The sequence below is a fragment of the Yersinia mollaretii ATCC 43969 genome, from assembly GCF_013282725.1.
In the GTDB taxonomy this organism is placed as follows: Bacteria; Pseudomonadota; Gammaproteobacteria; order Enterobacterales; family Enterobacteriaceae; genus Yersinia; species Yersinia mollaretii.
On record NZ_CP054043.1, the window covers coordinates 3,905,887 to 3,921,196 of the forward strand.

Consider the following 15,310-nt stretch of genomic DNA (forward strand, 5'->3'; position numbering starts at 1 on the left):
CTGTTGTCGTTACTTCACGGCGGGAAACGCCTGCTGATTATGCGCCAGTTGACGATAATAGCGGTTCCAGACGCGATACTGCTCCGGCTGCTGCCACACTTGCTGGTGCAGACGAGAGATCAGCACTGGGTCGCTGAGCAGCTCAAGGCGCTGTAATTTCGCCAATTTATCCGGCCCGGCTTCCAGTGCCAATGCCACTCGCTCGGCACGAACCTGCTCAATAATCGCCCGAGTGTGATGACGGGCAGTAGCCATGGCACTAGCGAGGGCGTTATAGGCCGGGTTCATCACCGCATGGAAGAAGCCATCACTCAGCGCCCGCTGATGGTTCAGCTTCAGGTAGGCTTCTGTCGCCAGCAGCTCCTTCGGCGGATTGTACTCTTCCGGGATCAGGAACAACTTAGCGCGCTTGCTGGCCAGCCCCAGAGTCCGACGGCTGGAGAGCACCGAGACCACCGGAGAGAGAATCAGCGAGAAGACGATCGGCGATAACCACCACAGGAAGCGCAGATCCAGCCACGCAACCCCACCCGCCCAGACCAACCCCAGCAGCAGTTGCGGGCCGTGGCGCACCATGGCTTCACTCCACGGCGTGGCATCATCATCGCGCTGCGGCGAATTCCACTGTACTGACCAGCCGAGGAAGGCGCTGACCACAAATACCGTGTGGAATAGCATCCGCACCGGTGCCAGCAGTACCGAGAACAGCATCTCCGACAGCATGGAGAGCAGCAACCGAATCGCCCCGCCATACTCTTTCGCGCCTTTGGCCCAGATCAAAATGATGCTGAGTAACTTTGGCAAGAACAGCAACACCAAGGTGGTGGAGAACAGACCAATGGCGAGTTCAGGTCGCCACTGCGGCCAGACCGGGAACAACTGACGCGGTTGCAGGAAGTATTGCGGCTCCATCAGGGTGTGCACCGCTTGTAATGCGGTACAGAGCACCAAAAACATAAACCACAGGGGGGCTGAGAGATAGGACATCACCCCCGTAAGGAAGACCGCGCGGTGAACCGGATGCATCCCCTTCACCAAAAATAGGCGGAAGTTCATCAGGTTGCCATGACACCAACGGCGGTCACGTTTTAACTCATCCAGCAAGTTAGGCGGCAACTCTTCGTAGCTGCCCGGCAGGTCATAAGCAATCCACACCCCCCATCCGGCGCGGCGCATGAGTGCCGCTTCCACGAAATCATGTGACAGGATGGAACCGGCGAAAGAGCCTTCGCCCGGCAAAGGTGCCAAAGCACAGTGCTCGATAAAAGGTTTCACCCTAATAATGGCGTTATGACCCCAGTAATGGGATTCACCCAACTGCCAGTAATGCAAACCCGCAGTGAACAAAGGGCCATAGACCCGCGTCGCAAACTGCTGAATGCGGGCGTACAGGGTATCCATGCCAGAAGCTTTCGGTGCCGACTGAATGATGCCGGCATTCGGATTGGCTTCCATCAGCCGCACCAGCCCGGTCAAACACTCACCACTCATCACACTATCGGCATCCAGAATCACCATATAGCTGTACTGGCTGCCCCAACGGCGGCAAAAATCGTCGATATTGCCGCTTTTGCGTTTCACCCGACGGCGACGGCGGCGATAGAAAATGCGGCCATGCCCCTCGACATCACGACACAGCTCCAGCCACGCCTTCTGCTCCGCAACACAGATATCGGGATCATAGCTGTCACTCAGCACATAGATATCAAAGTGCTCAAGCTGCCCTGTCGCCGCCACAGACTCATAAGTGGCGCGTAAACCGGCAAACACCCGCTCCACGTCCTCATTACAAATCGGCATAATCAACGCCGTCCGGTGGGCCGGATTGAGCGCCTCATCCCCTTTGATGGTGGACGATATGCTGTATTTGTCTTTGCCAATCATCAGTTGCAGGAAGCCCATCAGCGCGGTCCAGAACCCTGCCGACACCCAGCAAAATAGGATGGCAAACAGGATCAGGATGCCGGTTTGCAGTAAATAAGGCAGCAGTTGCATCACTGAAACTTGCCAGTTCTGCTTCACTATCTCTAAAGGATCGAGCAGTGCCCAGCCCTGATAAGGCAGGATGGTCTTCATATAGCTGGTCGCAATAGCGGTTTGCAGCACTATCAATATCAGCAATATGTAGCGGCGCAGAGAACCGACACTGCGCCACTTTTTCTCAGCAATGGCCTGCTCGTCAGTTTGCGCCCGTGACACCGGATTGCGGCCTAGCAGGGAGTCCCAAAACCGCCCGACCGGATTGGTCCGCCAAGCTTGCGGGGCCATGCTGGTGCGCTTGATGGGCGGTGTAGCATGAATCACCGTGCGCCCTTCACTGTCTTGCCCCAGCACATTTTCGCCCTTAACGGCATCCGGCCAGGCCGCTTGCAGACGGGCATTGACTGACGCCAGTGCGCTGTCTTGTGCAGCAAAAGCGGTGCTTTCGGCGCTGTTGGCCGCTAATTGTTGATGCAAACGCAACATGGCATCAGACGTGCTATCGAGTAGCACATCTTCAGGGAGAGCCGCGCGCAGTGCCCCTTGTTGCTGCGCAGTCAGGGGCAAGTCCGCAATATAATCCTGAACAGGAGATTGAGTTGACTTATTCATCGGCAGGTAGCTGATAGCTCCAGGTTTCAGTCAGTGTTTTATCCCCATTAGCCAGCGCAGCGCGCATCTCTATGGGCTTTTTCGCGTCCTTAACTTTCAGCCGCAGTGTCAAACGCCAGCCCTTGGTGACCGGGTTGTAGCGCACACTGTTTTCGATCAGTTCGCCATTATCATCGACACTGACTTGCGACGCCAAGGGCGTAGCCTCATCCAGTGCTTTCAGCGACGGGCCGACAAAATCAACCAAGAACGCCACACTGCCATCAGGCTCACGAATCAAATTCGACTGTTTTACATCTCCGGTTGAGCGCAAAGTCTGTTTGACGTAGGCCACATCCGGTGAGTGCAGCTTCTCTTCATCACGGGTGAAGTGCAGGCGATAGTTCAGATCGAGTGATTTTTTCGCATCAGGCAACACGTCTGGGGTCCAAAACGCCACAATGTTATCGTTGGTTTCATCGGCGGTAGGGATCTCCACCAGCTCGACTTTACCTTTGCCCCAATCACCACGAGGTTCAACCCAAGCACTAGGGCGCAGATCGTAGCGGTCATCTAAATCCTCATATTGTGAGAATTCACGGCCACGTTGCAGCAGACCAAATCCTTTTGGATTTTCAACCGTATAGGTGCTGACAGAGAGATGTTTTGGATTATTCAGCGGTCGCCAAATCCATTCACCATTACCGGCATGAATAGAAAGACCGTTGGAATCATGCAATGCCGGACGATAGTTCAACACCGCCGACGGCTGGCTTGGGCCAAACAGGAACATGCTGGTTAATGGCGCGATGCCCAGTTTCTCCACTTTATCGCGCAGGAAGACTTTAGCCTGCACATCAATCGTGGTGTCACGGCCCGGATAGATAATAAACTTATAAGCACCCGTGGCGCGCGGGGAGTCGAGCAGCGCATATATAACCAGATGTTTATCATTGGGTTTCGGCCGCTCAATCCAGAACTCGCGAAAACGCGGGAACTCCTCACCCGAAGCTAAAGCGGTATCAATCGCCAACCCACGAGCAGAAAGACCATAAACTTGCCCTTTACCAATCACGCGAAAATAGCTGGCACCGAGCATACTGACGATTTCATCTTTTTTATCCGCTTTATTAATCGGATAGAGCACTTTGAAACCGGCAAAGCCCAGATTTTTGACAGAATCAGGATCGTGCTTCACGGAACCGAAGTTGAAATAGTCGGGGCTGTAATTAATCGGTTTAACACTGCTCGCGGTGACTTCATTAATCTGCACCGGGGTGTCGAAATACATGCCCTGATGATAAAACTCTAACTTGAATGGCGTATCCAGTTTGCTCCAATAGGACTTATCGTGGTTAAACTGAATCTGCTGATAGTCGGCAAATTTCATGTCGCGAAATTGCGATGGAAGGTTACTTTTCGGTGCCTCAAAGCTTTTGCCTGCTAGCGCCTGTGCCTGTTTAGCCACATCATCTAGCGAAAAAGCCATTGCCTGAAATGTAAATAATGATAGCAAGAGTGTTATCCCCAACCCTCTGGCGCGGTGCGCCCATGGCCCTGTTGACACTCGATTAACGTTTGAAAAAATATTAACTCGCACATCTCCCCCTAAATCATAACAGCCAAATTATTGACGATTTATCCAACAGGCCAGGCAGATAAGCCCAGGTGACGATGATGTCCGGAGTTATACTGCCAGCTTATTGTGCAAATCAGTGGCTAAGCCACGAGCCATGCTATACCCGTCATACTTCAAGCTGCATGTGCGTTGGCTATCTTCGTTCACCCCGGTCACTGACTCATGTAAGCTCTGGGGACTCACTCAGTTGCCGCCTTCCTGCAACTCGAATTATTTAGGGTATAAAATACGCTATGGAAAATTATTAACCCTTATAGTAGTGTTTCTCGCCCGACTGATCCATTAATAACGTATATCGTTACCAACGATATGTTTACTATAAAAATGAGTATGGTCAAAAACCGATTCGTTATTCTATTTCCGATAACAACTTGCGAATAATTATGAAAAAAAACACTAACCAACGAGAGTACTTTCTCGACGCCATTCGCGCCTATTTGATGTTACTCGGCATTCCTTTTCATCTTTCTCTTATATACTCTAACAATCATTGGGCGGTAAACAGTAGCCACCCCTCAGTGGTATTTACTGTGCTGAATGACTTCATTCACGCCTTTCGGATGCAGGTGTTTTTCGTTATTTCCGGCTATTTTTCGTTCATGCTATATCAGCGCTATGAGCGCCAGCGCTGGCTACAGGTCCGCTTGGAGCGTGTGGTTATCCCTTTACTGGCGGCCATCCCGCTCATTACATTGCCACAATTTTTTCTTCTTAAGAATTACACCAGCAAATTACAAGATTGGAATTCATTTACAATTTATCAAAAAATAAATATTGCTATTTGGGAACTTGTTTCGCATTTATGGTTTTTGTTCACACTCGCATTACTTACCGGCCTCTGTTTTTATTTGTTTAAAAGAATAAAGAATAACCGACAGTCAGTTCCCGCGTTGATAAAGGGAATGAATAACATAGGAAAAATCTCACTATATGTGTTTCTATTGACCTTCGTTTTTTCAGTAATACGTAGAATAATATTTTTCCTTAACCCGGAAATCCTCTTTAATAGCATCTTCAATTTCACCGTTATGGAGACGCTGTTTTATCTTCCTTTCTTTCTGCTGGGTGCTTACAGTTTTATCTATCCACCACTCAAACAGTTATTTCTCACCTTTTCACCTGCGGCATTATGGGCTTCATTAATTCTATTCGCGGCTTACTTTGTGAATCAACATGCTAATAGTACTGATTTTTTTGCCTTTGAGCTGGATCTCATCATCAAGGCCGTCATGGGGGTGACCATGACCAATGTGGTCTTCTCCCTTGGACATAAGTTGCTAAACTACCCCTCCCCTCGCATCACTTATCTGGTGAACGCTTCACTCTTCATTTATCTGGTACATCATCCATTGACCTTGATTTATGGCGCTTTTATTACGCCACACATTGGCAATAACGCCCTCGGCTTTCTCTTAGGCATGGCTTTTGTTTGCCTCGTCTCATCTGCACTCTATGAGGTTCATCGCCGTATTCCTTTGCTTAAATTCTTGTTTTCAGGCAGAAAGCCACAACAAACGGCGTAATCAAATTATTATTCAAACGAATAATGTTATTGCTAAGCGATATTAATATCCGAATATCGCTTGAGTGATAAAACCGCTACACTGATCAACCATCATGTCGATGCGGGATGGCTAATGCCTCACTGTGCGCTCTGCTTTCAGAGCACGTATCCTGTGGATTCTTTATCAGGATTTGTTTCACTTGCAGTGACAACAAAAGAGGAATTGTGATGAATAAGCAAGAATCTATTGAGAATAATCCCAAGTCGGATACGCCAGCCGTCGCCGAGTTCGCCACCCTGTTTTCCTTAGTCAGTCGCCTTAGCGGCGCACTGGACAGTGCAATCAATGGGAAAGATCGCAGTGTCTTGGTCAATGAGCTTTCACAACTTTCTGTCGATAGCCTGCCTGAACCGGAAAAAACAGTGACCACTGAGGCGCTAAAAAGAGTACTGGCAACACTCAAACGCGACTAGTTTTAGCATCCAACGCTCACCCTTGATTCCCCGTCGGGCGATTAAAGGTGAGCGACCTGCTGCTTGCCCCGCCTCTCTATCTCTCTCTATCCATCTATATCCCCAAAGTCATTGGCGTTGCAGCAAGGCAGCAAACGAACTCATCCCGATGAACTGACTCAAGTCAGTGATTCGGGTGACAAATCTGCCGGGAGCAGATTTGAACGCTGCTTGCAGCGGCCTCGCAGAGGCGAGGCCCAGGGATGGGCCGAGTAACGAGTGCCGCTAGCACCGCTGCGGCGTCAAGGATGAAGAGGATATGAATAAGGCCTTGAATTAAGTCATATCCTCCCATTGAATCTAAAAAATCTGTGTATAATAATTTTGCCTTAACATTCGCTAGCCATCCATTCGTTTGCGTATTACATCAGGAGAACTCCCACATTGGACGCCATCACTATTAATAGCCTCTTTTTGATCGGCGCAGTGCTGGTGGGAGCCAGTATTTTACTCAGCTCATTCTCCTCCCGATTGGGCATCCCCATTCTGGTTATCTTCTTAGCGATCGGGATGTTGGCCGGCGCTGACGGCATTGGCGGCATCGCCTTCGATAACTACCCTGTCGCCTATCTGGTCAGTAACCTCGCATTAGCCGTGATCTTGTTAGATGGCGGGATGCGCACCCGAGCCTCCTCCTTCCGTGTCGCCTTATGGCCCGCCCTCTCTTTGGCCACTGTCGGTGTGGTGATTACCGCCGGACTGACCGGGCTGGCTGCCGCCTGGCTATTCGATTTGGATATCATTCAAGGCTTATTAATTGGCGCAATTATAGGTTCAACCGATGCGGCAGCCGTATTCTCACTGTTAGGCGGCAAAGGGCTAAATGAGCGCGTCAGTGCCACGCTAGAGATTGAGTCCGGCAGCAACGACCCGATGGCGGTATTTCTGACCGTGACCTTGATTGCCATGATTTCAGCCGGAGAGAGCAGTCTAAGCTGGATGTTCTTGGTGCACTTGATTCAGCAATTTGGTCTAGGCATTTTGATTGGATTGGGCGGCGGTGGATTACTGTTGCTACTGATCAACCGTATTGAGCTGGCAAACGGCTTATACCCCTTACTGGCTGTCAGTGGCGGGATTTTAGTCTTTTCACTCGCCACCGCGATGAACGGCAGCGGCATCTTAGCGGTCTATCTCTGCGGCCTGTTACTTGGCAACCGCCCCATCCGCAACCGCGCGGGCATATTGCAAACTTTCGATGGGCTGGCATGGCTCAGCCAGATTGGCATGTTTCTGGTCTTGGGGCTGCTGCTTAACCCGAGCGAATTGTTACCGATCGCCATTCCGGCCCTGATCCTCTCATTGTGGATGATTCTGTTCGCCCGTCCGCTCTCCGTGTTCATCGGCTTGCTGCCCTTCCCAAGCTTTAATCTGCGCGAGCGAATCTTTATTTCATGGGTGGGTTTGCGCGGGGCCGTACCGGTTATTTTGGCGGTATTCCCAATGATGGCGGGCATCCCCAATGCGAATCTCTTCTTCAATGTCGCCTTTTTTGTGGTACTGGTCTCACTGCTATTGCAAGGCACCAGTCTCTCATTTGCTGCTCGCAAAACGAAATTGGTGGTGCCACCCGCGCTAGCTCCGGTGGCGCGTATTGGCTTAGATATTGATAAGAATAATCAGTGGGAACAGTTTATTTACCAACTCAGTTGTGACAAATGGTGTATCGGTGCCGCCTTGCGCGATTTAGAGATGCCGCATGGCACGCGGATCGCCGCCCTATTTCGTGGCAAAGACTTATTGCACCCCACCGGCAGTACCCGCCTAAAAGAGGGCGATATCCTGTGTGTCATTGGTCAGGAGCATCACTTACCCGCGTTGGGGAAACTCTTTAGTCAGTCCCCCAGCATCCAATTGGACGAGCGCTTCTTCGGTGATTTTATTTTGGACGCCGAGGCAAAACTCGATGATATTTCGCAGATCTATGGCCTCAATCTGGAACAGGGCATCGATAAGCAACAAACGCTGGGGCAATTCGTCTTATATCTGTTTGGCGGGGAGCCAGTTATCGGCGATCAGATTGAGTGGGATGGCCTGACGTGGACCATTGCCGAAATGGAGTCTGATCGCGTCAGTCGGGTGGGGGTTAAAATCGTTACCGATAAAGCCTGATATTGGTTGTCAGTATTACAGCCACGCTAACCGAAATTGATCATCATAGAATTCCGGTTAGCCCTCACCTAATACAGTCAAAAACGCTAGACTCTGCTCTGCTTAACTCTATTCACTAAAACGATCCCCACACAGACCAATGCCAGTGCAATGGCGTTTTTCCATTCCAAAATACTTTCGTTGAGGAAAATAGCCGAGAGAACCGCACCAGAAACGGGTATGAGAAAATTGAACGGGGCAACCATCCCGACCCGATTATATTTGAGTAATAAGCTCCACAGCGCAAACGCCGCCGAAGATAACAGCACCAGATACGCCAGCAATAACAGGGCGCGCCAACTAAAGTCCGTTAAATGACCGCCAAATAAGTAGCCCCCAATAGTCAGCACTAAACCGCCAATAGCCAACTGATAACCGGTCATCACTGTGGTATCCATGGTTTGCGAAATACGCTTCCCGTAAATACTGGCAGCGGAAAGAATGAAAGCGGCCAGCACCACCGATCCCTCACCGATGAGTGAGAAATGAAAATCCATTAAGTCTGAGCCAAAGTTCACCACCATGACCCCGGCAAAACCTAGAGCGCAACCCATGATTTTATTGAAGGTTAATCGGTCATTTTGATAAATATAATGCGCTAGCAGCACACTAAAAAATGTCCCGGTCGCATTCATGATGGAGCCTTTTACTCCCGTGGTGTATGCCAGACCAATATAGAAAAAGACATACTGTAGTGTGGTCTGTGTTAGCCCCAAGAGAGCTATCTGCTTATATTGACTCTTCTTGAGGCGACCAATGGCTTTACCGCTAGCCATCGCCACGATCAACAGTACCAGCCCGGCCAAAAGAAAGCGGTAACCGGCAAATACCATCTTGCTCGGAATATCATCAGGGGCAATATGAAACAGCACATAGCCATTTTTTATCGCGGGATACGCGCTGCCCCAAAGGAGGCAACAGAAGGTCGCAACGAGGAAAACAAATTTTTTATGGGTAAAAAGCGGAGAACTGCGGTCCACGCGAAACATCCTTTCGAACAAAAAAAATGAAATAATGTTTCGTTATAACTATTCCCTATCAAAAAGTCTTGCCCAACGTCTCTTTTCCTTTAAAAAGCCCCTGATAACCCCATGGTTTAGCACTAATAGTACATGCTGACTAAAAATGAACTCTATCCTGACTTGTCAGTTGTAGAATAATTGTACTGTAAATAGGGCGTTAATAGGTTATTCATAGCCGGGTCGATCTCGTTCAATGTTTGCACTGATAGACAAAGATCGTGTACGATGCTGGTTTAATTAAATAACTTTGGTTTTCATTATGTTAAAACTATTTAACGTAAACTTTAACAGTATGCCTGAAAGAAAGTTAGACGAGATCTTCACACTGAGAAAAATAACATTTAAAGATCGGTTAGATTGGAAAGTTACCTGTATTGATGGCAGAGAAAGTGATCAATATGATGATGAGAATACCAATTATATATTAGGCACAATAGAGGATACTATTGTCTGTAGTGTCCGTTTTATTGAAATGAAATACCCGACAATGATTACTGGGCCATTCTCTCCCTATTTTAACGATGTTAACTTGCCTATTGATGGTTTTATTGAGTCCAGTCGATTTTTTGTCGAAAAAGCATTAGTCAGAGATATGGTCGGTAATGATAGTTCGCTTAGCACGATACTGTTTCTGGCGATGGTTAATTATGCCAGAAGCCGTGGATATAAAGGTATATTGACCGTTGTCAGCCGAGGTATGTATATTTTGCTGAAACGTTCCGGATGGAATATGACTGTTTTAAACCAAGGTGAGTCAGAAAAAAACGAAGTTATTTACCTTTTAAATTTAGGTGTCGATATTGATAGCCAACAAAAACTTATCAAAAAAATATGCAGAAAACATCAAGTCGAGTCTACTGTCCTTGAAGCCTGGCCTTTAGCTGTGCCTGACATCATTAAATAGGCTTAATTAATTTCAATTCGATGCCAAGCCTTATTGCGTGCTTGGCATTCAAAACACCTAGTTTTCTAACCACATTACCAATATGGAATTTGACTGTACTTCTCTTTATTCCCAGAATTATCGCAATTTCTGAGTAGGTTTTACCAACACTGGCCCAATATAAAATTTCATTCTCTCGAGGAGAGAATATTTCTCTCCCATTGGGGACTTTACCTAACTCATTATTTTCATTGATATTTTTTTGGTATAAGCCCAGCATTTTATCGTGCGTTAAAATAAGCAGCATTTGAATTTTTTCTTTATTGACTTCAATGCTCTCATCAAAATAAATACTATCATCATTTCCATTCGAAATATTCAACGTTGCCATATTATTGTTATTATCATGCAGAACAAATGTATAGCCATTGATAATATTATATTCTCTCGCCAGATTAAATACGGCTGAGTCCGTTGATTTTTTATTGATGACTGAGTTGTCGTCCCAGGCAAACGGGGCAACCTTATCTTTTGCCGTCAAAATAACAGGATCAATAAGATGATAACTATTCTTTTTGTATTTTTTTATCCAATCCAACGGATAGTTAGAGATAATAGCCGGATGCAGTGGTGTTTTCTTATTCATGACTAAATAAGAATAACGAAGATCGCCATACGCTTTTATTCTTCTTTGAATATAGTTTTTTATGTCTTCATTAATACTTTCATTATCAAAATAATCAATTATCATAACAAACCAGACTCATTAAATAGATTGCGCAACAATACAATTTTATCACATTGTTTTCAATAGAAATCAGTGTATAAATAGACTTACAGATATTCCCAATATGGCACTAGCCAGCCTGATAACAATAAAAAACCTAGCCTAAAGGATAGTTTTGCAAGCTAGACTTAAGGTTAGCTATTATTATAGCCCCATGTTTATTAAACTGTTTTTGCTTTAAACAATTAGCTTTGAATATAATTGAACTAATATCTTAGCGCACAGATGCCAAGAAAGTTAGTCTGAAAAGAATATAATTTCGCCAATACCAGGGGACTTTTTTGAGTCCAACAGTACCGTTTTACCCCGCCATCTGGATGCCTTTACATTCAGATGGCCGTAATGCCCCATCTTAGTTATCTCTCCCACGACACATCGACAAGCACTCCCTATCACCTTAATTTGCATTGCGCAGTACAAACTTAATGTAGCTGCATGATAGGACAGAGATCACATTTTTTCGATATCGTTTAAAAATCAAACAAATATTCCCCTTCCCTGACCGATATCCACCGATTACAATGGATAAATACTCTTTTTACACATATAAACATTAAACTTATTTATGTAATTTTGATAAACTTGACTTAAGTCATGTCCGTAACCGAAATTAATCGTATGATAAATCAACGGTTATAATGTTTCCCTGGTGTTGGCCGAATTGGCATCCCTTACCAAATGAGATTGGTAAGGGTTTTTTTTACCTGCAATTCAGGCGAGATGCCGAGGGCTAAGAGGCCCGTTGCATCATCCGAGCCAATGTTAGCGCTTGAATAATCACCGCACGATCGACCTCTGGATTCTCACTCTCCAACAACCGCTGCCAAATCGCGATGGCCTCGGTATAGCGCCCTTGGGTAAATTGATCTGAGGCTTGCAGCATTAATGCCGTGTATTGCAACGGCTCTTTGGTTAATGACTGCTGTAACCAATAGGTCACCTCATCAGTCATCTTTTTCCCCGACTGATAATAAAAAATGGTCGCGCGGGCAGCATCCAGCGCCGCATTGGCCCCCTGTAAACGCTCTGCTTGCTGCAATGCAATTAGCGCATCACCAAACTCATTACGATAGAGATAATGTTGAGCCAAACTAAACCAGCCCGCACCGTTATCCGGTGATTGGCGGATGCGCTGCTGTAGACGATATAACCTCGGGTCACTGCTCTGCTTATCCAGCATATTATTTAATCGAGTGGCTTCTTGCTGTCGCAGCGCCTCCTGCTGCACCAAGCTATAGCTGCCCAGATGTTGATACCCGACAAGAATCAGCGTCAGCGCCACCAAGGTTAATCCCACCGGCCAGCGCCAACTGATGCGGCCATAATGCGCAAACCAAGGCCCCCCGATCACGATAAGCATCAACAGCATGAGTGTCGCCAGCCCGATTGCCAGCACCATTAGTCAGTTCCTCGCGTCAATGAGGTCGTTCGCCGGCGTATTTTGTACACCAATGCACCCAACAAGCCGAACAGCAGCAGCGCTGGCCCAAACCAGAGCACCAGTGTGGTGCTGCGCAGCGGGGGTTGATAGCGCACAAAATCCCCATAGCGCGCTGTCATTAATGTCATGATCTCCTGCGCGCTATGCCCCTCTTCGACCAAACGGTAGACCTCAAGCCGCAAGTCCTGCGCAATGGGGGAAGTTGACTCCAATAGGTTCTGATTTTGACATTGCGGGCAGCGCAACTCTTTTGCCAGTGCCAATGCCTGTTGCTGGCGTTGCGGCGAACTGAATCTGTAGGTATCCACCACGTCAGCTAACCCCCAAGGCGAGATGAGCAGTGATAGCACCAGTAAGATGACTTTCATTGCTCCCCCGCCTTTGCCCACTGCGCCAATAGCGGCATAAATTGTTGCTGCCATACCGCGGGTGTCATCTCCCCCGCATAACGCTGGCGAATAACCCCATTGGCATCAATCAGCCATGTCTCAGGGGTGCCATAGACTCCCATCGCCAGTGCTAAGGTGCCCTGCGGGTCATACAGACTTTTTTGGTAGGGATTGCCGTAGCGCTGGAGCGCATTCAATGCCGAGTGGCGCTCATCGCGGTAATTTAGCCCATAAAACTGCACCCCCGGTAAGGTGCTGGCGATCTGCCCTAATGCCGCCATCTCTTGCTTGCAGCTAGCGCACCAACTGGCCCAGACATTAATGACCGTGACCTTACCCCGCAGTTGATCTTGAGTGGTAAGTTGCGCGGGTTGCTGCAATTCAGTGAGCGAAAATGCCGGGAAGGGCCGATCATTCACCGCCAACTCAATCCGATGGGGATCGCGCTTTAAGCCACTGTAGAGCAGCATGCCCAAGACAAAAGCCAGCAGGGGAACCATTAACCAAGGCCAACGTTGCCTCATTTATCCTCCGCCATTGCATCGGAACGCCGAATTCGGTTCCACAGTGCCAGCAAGCCGCCCACGACCATCATCAGCGCACCGCCCCAGATCCAACTCACCATTGGCTTGTAATACAAACGCACGCTGTACTCCCCCGCGCCCAAGTTATCCCCCAAAACCGCATAAAAATCGGCTAGTGGGCCACTGGCGATGGCCGGTTCAATCATCAATACCTCGCGCACAGTATAGCGCCGTCGCTCAGGTAATAGTGTGGTTATGGGCTGGCCCTGTTGGCTCACCCTGATCTGCGCCCGTTCGCTGGTATAGTTTGGGCCAACGCGCAACTCCGTTTGGCGATAAGTAAACTGATAGCCCGCCAGTGTAATCTGAGTGCCGAGAGACATTCGGCTGCCCTGCTCCACCGAGTGATACGACGCAAATAACATGCCCAGTAAGCTGACAGCAACACCACCATGCAGCAGCCATGATCGCCAGTGTATTTTTGGTGCGAACAGGGGGGCCAGCAAGGCCCAGAGGGCGAGAGTGACACCCGGTACCATCCCCGCTTGCCACGGCAATTCGCCCAAACAGGAAGTGAACAGTGCCACTGAGAGGGCGAGCAACGCGGGGATCGCCAGCCGCCAGAGAGTGACTTTGGGGCTGTGCCGCCAATGAGCAAAGGGCATTAATCCCACCAGCAAGAGCATCACCAGCACAAAGGGGGTGAGCGTCTGATTAAAATAGGGTGCGCCCACAGAGAGCGAACCCAAGCCTAATGCACTGAAAATCAATGGGTATAAGGTGCCAATCAGGACAGTTACCGCCGCGACACTCAACAGCACGAATGCCGCCAACAACAAGGTTTCCCGTGAGAAAAGGTTGAAGTCAGCCACACGACTCCCTCCCCTCACCCGCAGCGCAAATAGGGTCAGTGAGGCTAAGGTCACGACGCCAAACAGCGCCAGCAGGGCTTCACCCCGAGCGCTATCCACGGCAAACGCGTGTACTGAGGTCAACACCCCAGAGCGGACAATAAAGGTGCCGAGCAAACAAAGTTGGAAGGTCACCAGCGCCAGCAGTATCCCCCAATGCGGGTATAAGTCGCGCCGCGCGTTGATGGCAAGTATATGCAGTAGCGCAGTGGCGGTGAGCCAAGGCAGCAGTGACGCATTTTCGACCGGGTCCCAGAACCACCAGCCACCCCAGCCCAATTCACTGTAGGCCCACCAAGCACCCAGCAAGATCCCCGTGGTCAATAAGCACCAAGCGGCCAATACCCACGGGCGGCTGTAGCGCGCCATGGATTGACCGCGATGTCCATCAAGTAGCGCCGCGACGGCGAAAGCAAAACTGATGGCAAATCCGCTATACCCCAGATACAACAGGGGAGGATGAAAGATCAGTGCCAGATCTTGCAGCATCGGGTTCAAATCACGCCCCTCCGCCAGTGTGGGGAATAAGCGTTCAAAAGGGTTGGAGAAAAAGAGGATAAACAGACTCAAGATCACCAGCAGCCAACCCATCACACAGAGTGAACGGGCAAAAAAACGCAGTGGGAAGTGGCGACGAAAAAAGGTCAGTGCGGCACTCCAGAGACTCAGCGCAAAGAGCAGAAACAGCATCGACCCTTCATGCCCACCCCAGATCGCTGCTATTTTGTAAAAAAGTGGAAGCTGGCTGTTCGCGTGCTGCGCAACATAGAGCAGCGAGAAATCGTCGGTCACAAAACACTCGCCCAGTAGCAGTAGCGCCAGTGAGATAAACAGTGTCACGCCATAACTGAGCGACGGAAGCCAATAGAGTAGTGGCCACCGCCGCCCCTGTAGCGCAATAATCGACAGACAGCCGAGCAGTAGCGCCAGTGACGCCGCCGCCAGCAGTGACAACAGTCCTAATTCGCCGATCAT

At 49.0% G+C, this 15,310-nt stretch carries 12 protein-coding genes; 4 read left to right on the forward strand and 8 right to left on the reverse strand.

Annotated elements, in window-relative coordinates:
• Positions 1-9: 9 nt before the first annotated feature.
• Both mdoH and HRD69_RS17465 read right to left on the reverse strand, forming a co-directional pair.
• A complete protein-coding gene (mdoH, locus tag HRD69_RS17460; protein ID WP_050413167.1) occupies positions 10-2,592 on the reverse strand; it encodes a glucans biosynthesis glucosyltransferase MdoH in 2,583 nt (860 codons plus the stop codon).
• Complete coding sequence (locus tag HRD69_RS17465; RefSeq protein ID WP_230817594.1) at positions 2,585-4,060, reverse strand: glucan biosynthesis protein G; 1,476 nt, start codon at positions 4,058-4,060, stop codon at positions 2,585-2,587. Before HRD69_RS17465 ends, mdoH begins: the two co-directional genes overlap by 8 nt.
• A gap of 533 nt (positions 4,061-4,593) precedes the next feature.
• Between HRD69_RS17465 and mdoC the strand changes: the two genes are divergently transcribed.
• From mdoC to HRD69_RS17480, 3 genes are all read left to right on the forward strand, one after another.
• Positions 4,594-5,733, forward strand: a complete 1,140-nt coding sequence (gene mdoC, locus HRD69_RS17470) for a glucans biosynthesis protein MdoC (protein ID WP_172984628.1) — start codon at positions 4,594-4,596, stop codon at positions 5,731-5,733.
• A 209-nt stretch (positions 5,734-5,942) separates the two neighbouring features.
• The gene (locus HRD69_RS17475) at positions 5,943-6,188 is read left to right on the forward strand and encodes a hypothetical protein (RefSeq protein ID WP_032813194.1); all 246 of its coding nucleotides are present in this window, start codon (positions 5,943-5,945) and stop codon (positions 6,186-6,188) included.
• A 423-nt stretch (positions 6,189-6,611) separates the two neighbouring features.
• A complete protein-coding gene (locus tag HRD69_RS17480) occupies positions 6,612-8,339 on the forward strand; it encodes a potassium/proton antiporter (protein WP_004873833.1) in 1,728 nt (575 codons plus the stop codon).
• An 86-nt stretch (positions 8,340-8,425) separates the two neighbouring features.
• Here the strand turns inward: HRD69_RS17480 and HRD69_RS17485 are convergent, their stop codons facing one another.
• Positions 8,426-9,358, reverse strand: a complete 933-nt coding sequence (locus HRD69_RS17485) for a DMT family transporter (RefSeq protein ID WP_004873832.1) — start codon at positions 9,356-9,358, stop codon at positions 8,426-8,428.
• Positions 9,359-9,659: 301 nt separating this feature from the next.
• Between HRD69_RS17485 and HRD69_RS17490 the strand changes: the two genes are divergently transcribed.
• Complete coding sequence (locus HRD69_RS17490) at positions 9,660-10,304, forward strand: acyl-homoserine-lactone synthase (RefSeq protein WP_032813193.1); 645 nt, start codon at positions 9,660-9,662, stop codon at positions 10,302-10,304.
• Here HRD69_RS17490 and HRD69_RS17495 read toward each other — a convergent pair.
• From HRD69_RS17495 to HRD69_RS17515, 5 genes are all read right to left on the reverse strand, one after another.
• Positions 10,297-11,034: a helix-turn-helix transcriptional regulator gene (locus tag HRD69_RS17495; protein WP_004873831.1), complete on the reverse strand. Its 738-nt coding sequence runs from the start codon at positions 11,032-11,034 to the stop codon at positions 10,297-10,299. The genes HRD69_RS17490 and HRD69_RS17495 overlap by 8 nt on opposite strands.
• A gap of 766 nt (positions 11,035-11,800) precedes the next feature.
• Complete coding sequence (locus HRD69_RS17500) at positions 11,801-12,469, reverse strand: TPR domain-containing protein (RefSeq protein WP_004873830.1); 669 nt, start codon at positions 12,467-12,469, stop codon at positions 11,801-11,803.
• On the reverse strand, positions 12,469-12,879 hold the full coding sequence (gene nrfF / locus HRD69_RS17505; protein ID WP_032813192.1) for a heme lyase NrfEFG subunit NrfF: 411 nt from the start codon (positions 12,877-12,879) through the stop codon (positions 12,469-12,471). Before nrfF ends, HRD69_RS17500 begins: the two co-directional genes overlap by 1 nt.
• Positions 12,876-13,424 (reverse strand): DsbE family thiol:disulfide interchange protein, encoded by a 549-nt coding sequence (locus HRD69_RS17510; RefSeq protein WP_032813191.1) that lies wholly within the window; start codon positions 13,422-13,424, stop codon positions 12,876-12,878. Before HRD69_RS17510 ends, nrfF begins: the two co-directional genes overlap by 4 nt.
• A complete protein-coding gene (locus HRD69_RS17515) occupies positions 13,421-15,310 on the reverse strand; it encodes a heme lyase CcmF/NrfE family subunit (protein WP_004873828.1) in 1,890 nt (629 codons plus the stop codon). The genes HRD69_RS17510 and HRD69_RS17515 overlap by 4 nt, the downstream gene beginning before the upstream one ends.

What these genes read in the sequence shown, in the direction of transcription:
- mdoH (WP_050413167.1), bottom strand. Translation starts at nt 2,592, where the DNA reads ATGAATAAGTCAACTCAATCTCCTGTTCAGGATTATATTGCGGACTTG.
- HRD69_RS17465 (WP_230817594.1), bottom strand. Translation starts at nt 4,060, where the DNA reads ATGGCTTTTTCGCTAGATGATGTGGCTAAACAGGCACAGGCGCTAGCA.
- mdoC (WP_172984628.1), top strand. Translation starts at nt 4,594, where the DNA reads ATGAAAAAAAACACTAACCAACGAGAGTACTTTCTCGACGCCATTCGC.
- HRD69_RS17475 (WP_032813194.1), top strand. Translation starts at nt 5,943, where the DNA reads ATGAATAAGCAAGAATCTATTGAGAATAATCCCAAGTCGGATACGCCA.
- HRD69_RS17490 (WP_032813193.1), top strand. Translation starts at nt 9,660, where the DNA reads ATGTTAAAACTATTTAACGTAAACTTTAACAGTATGCCTGAAAGAAAG.
- HRD69_RS17495 (WP_004873831.1), bottom strand. Translation starts at nt 11,034, where the DNA reads ATGATAATTGATTATTTTGATAATGAAAGTATTAATGAAGACATAAAA.
- HRD69_RS17500 (WP_004873830.1), bottom strand. Translation starts at nt 12,469, where the DNA reads ATGGTGCTGGCAATCGGGCTGGCGACACTCATGCTGTTGATGCTTATC.
- nrfF (WP_032813192.1), bottom strand. Translation starts at nt 12,879, where the DNA reads ATGAAAGTCATCTTACTGGTGCTATCACTGCTCATCTCGCCTTGGGGG.
- HRD69_RS17510 (WP_032813191.1), bottom strand. Translation starts at nt 13,424, where the DNA reads ATGAGGCAACGTTGGCCTTGGTTAATGGTTCCCCTGCTGGCTTTTGTC.
- HRD69_RS17515 (WP_004873828.1), bottom strand. Translation starts at nt 15,310, where the DNA reads ATGATCGGCGAATTAGGACTGTTGTCACTGCTGGCGGCGGCGTCACTG.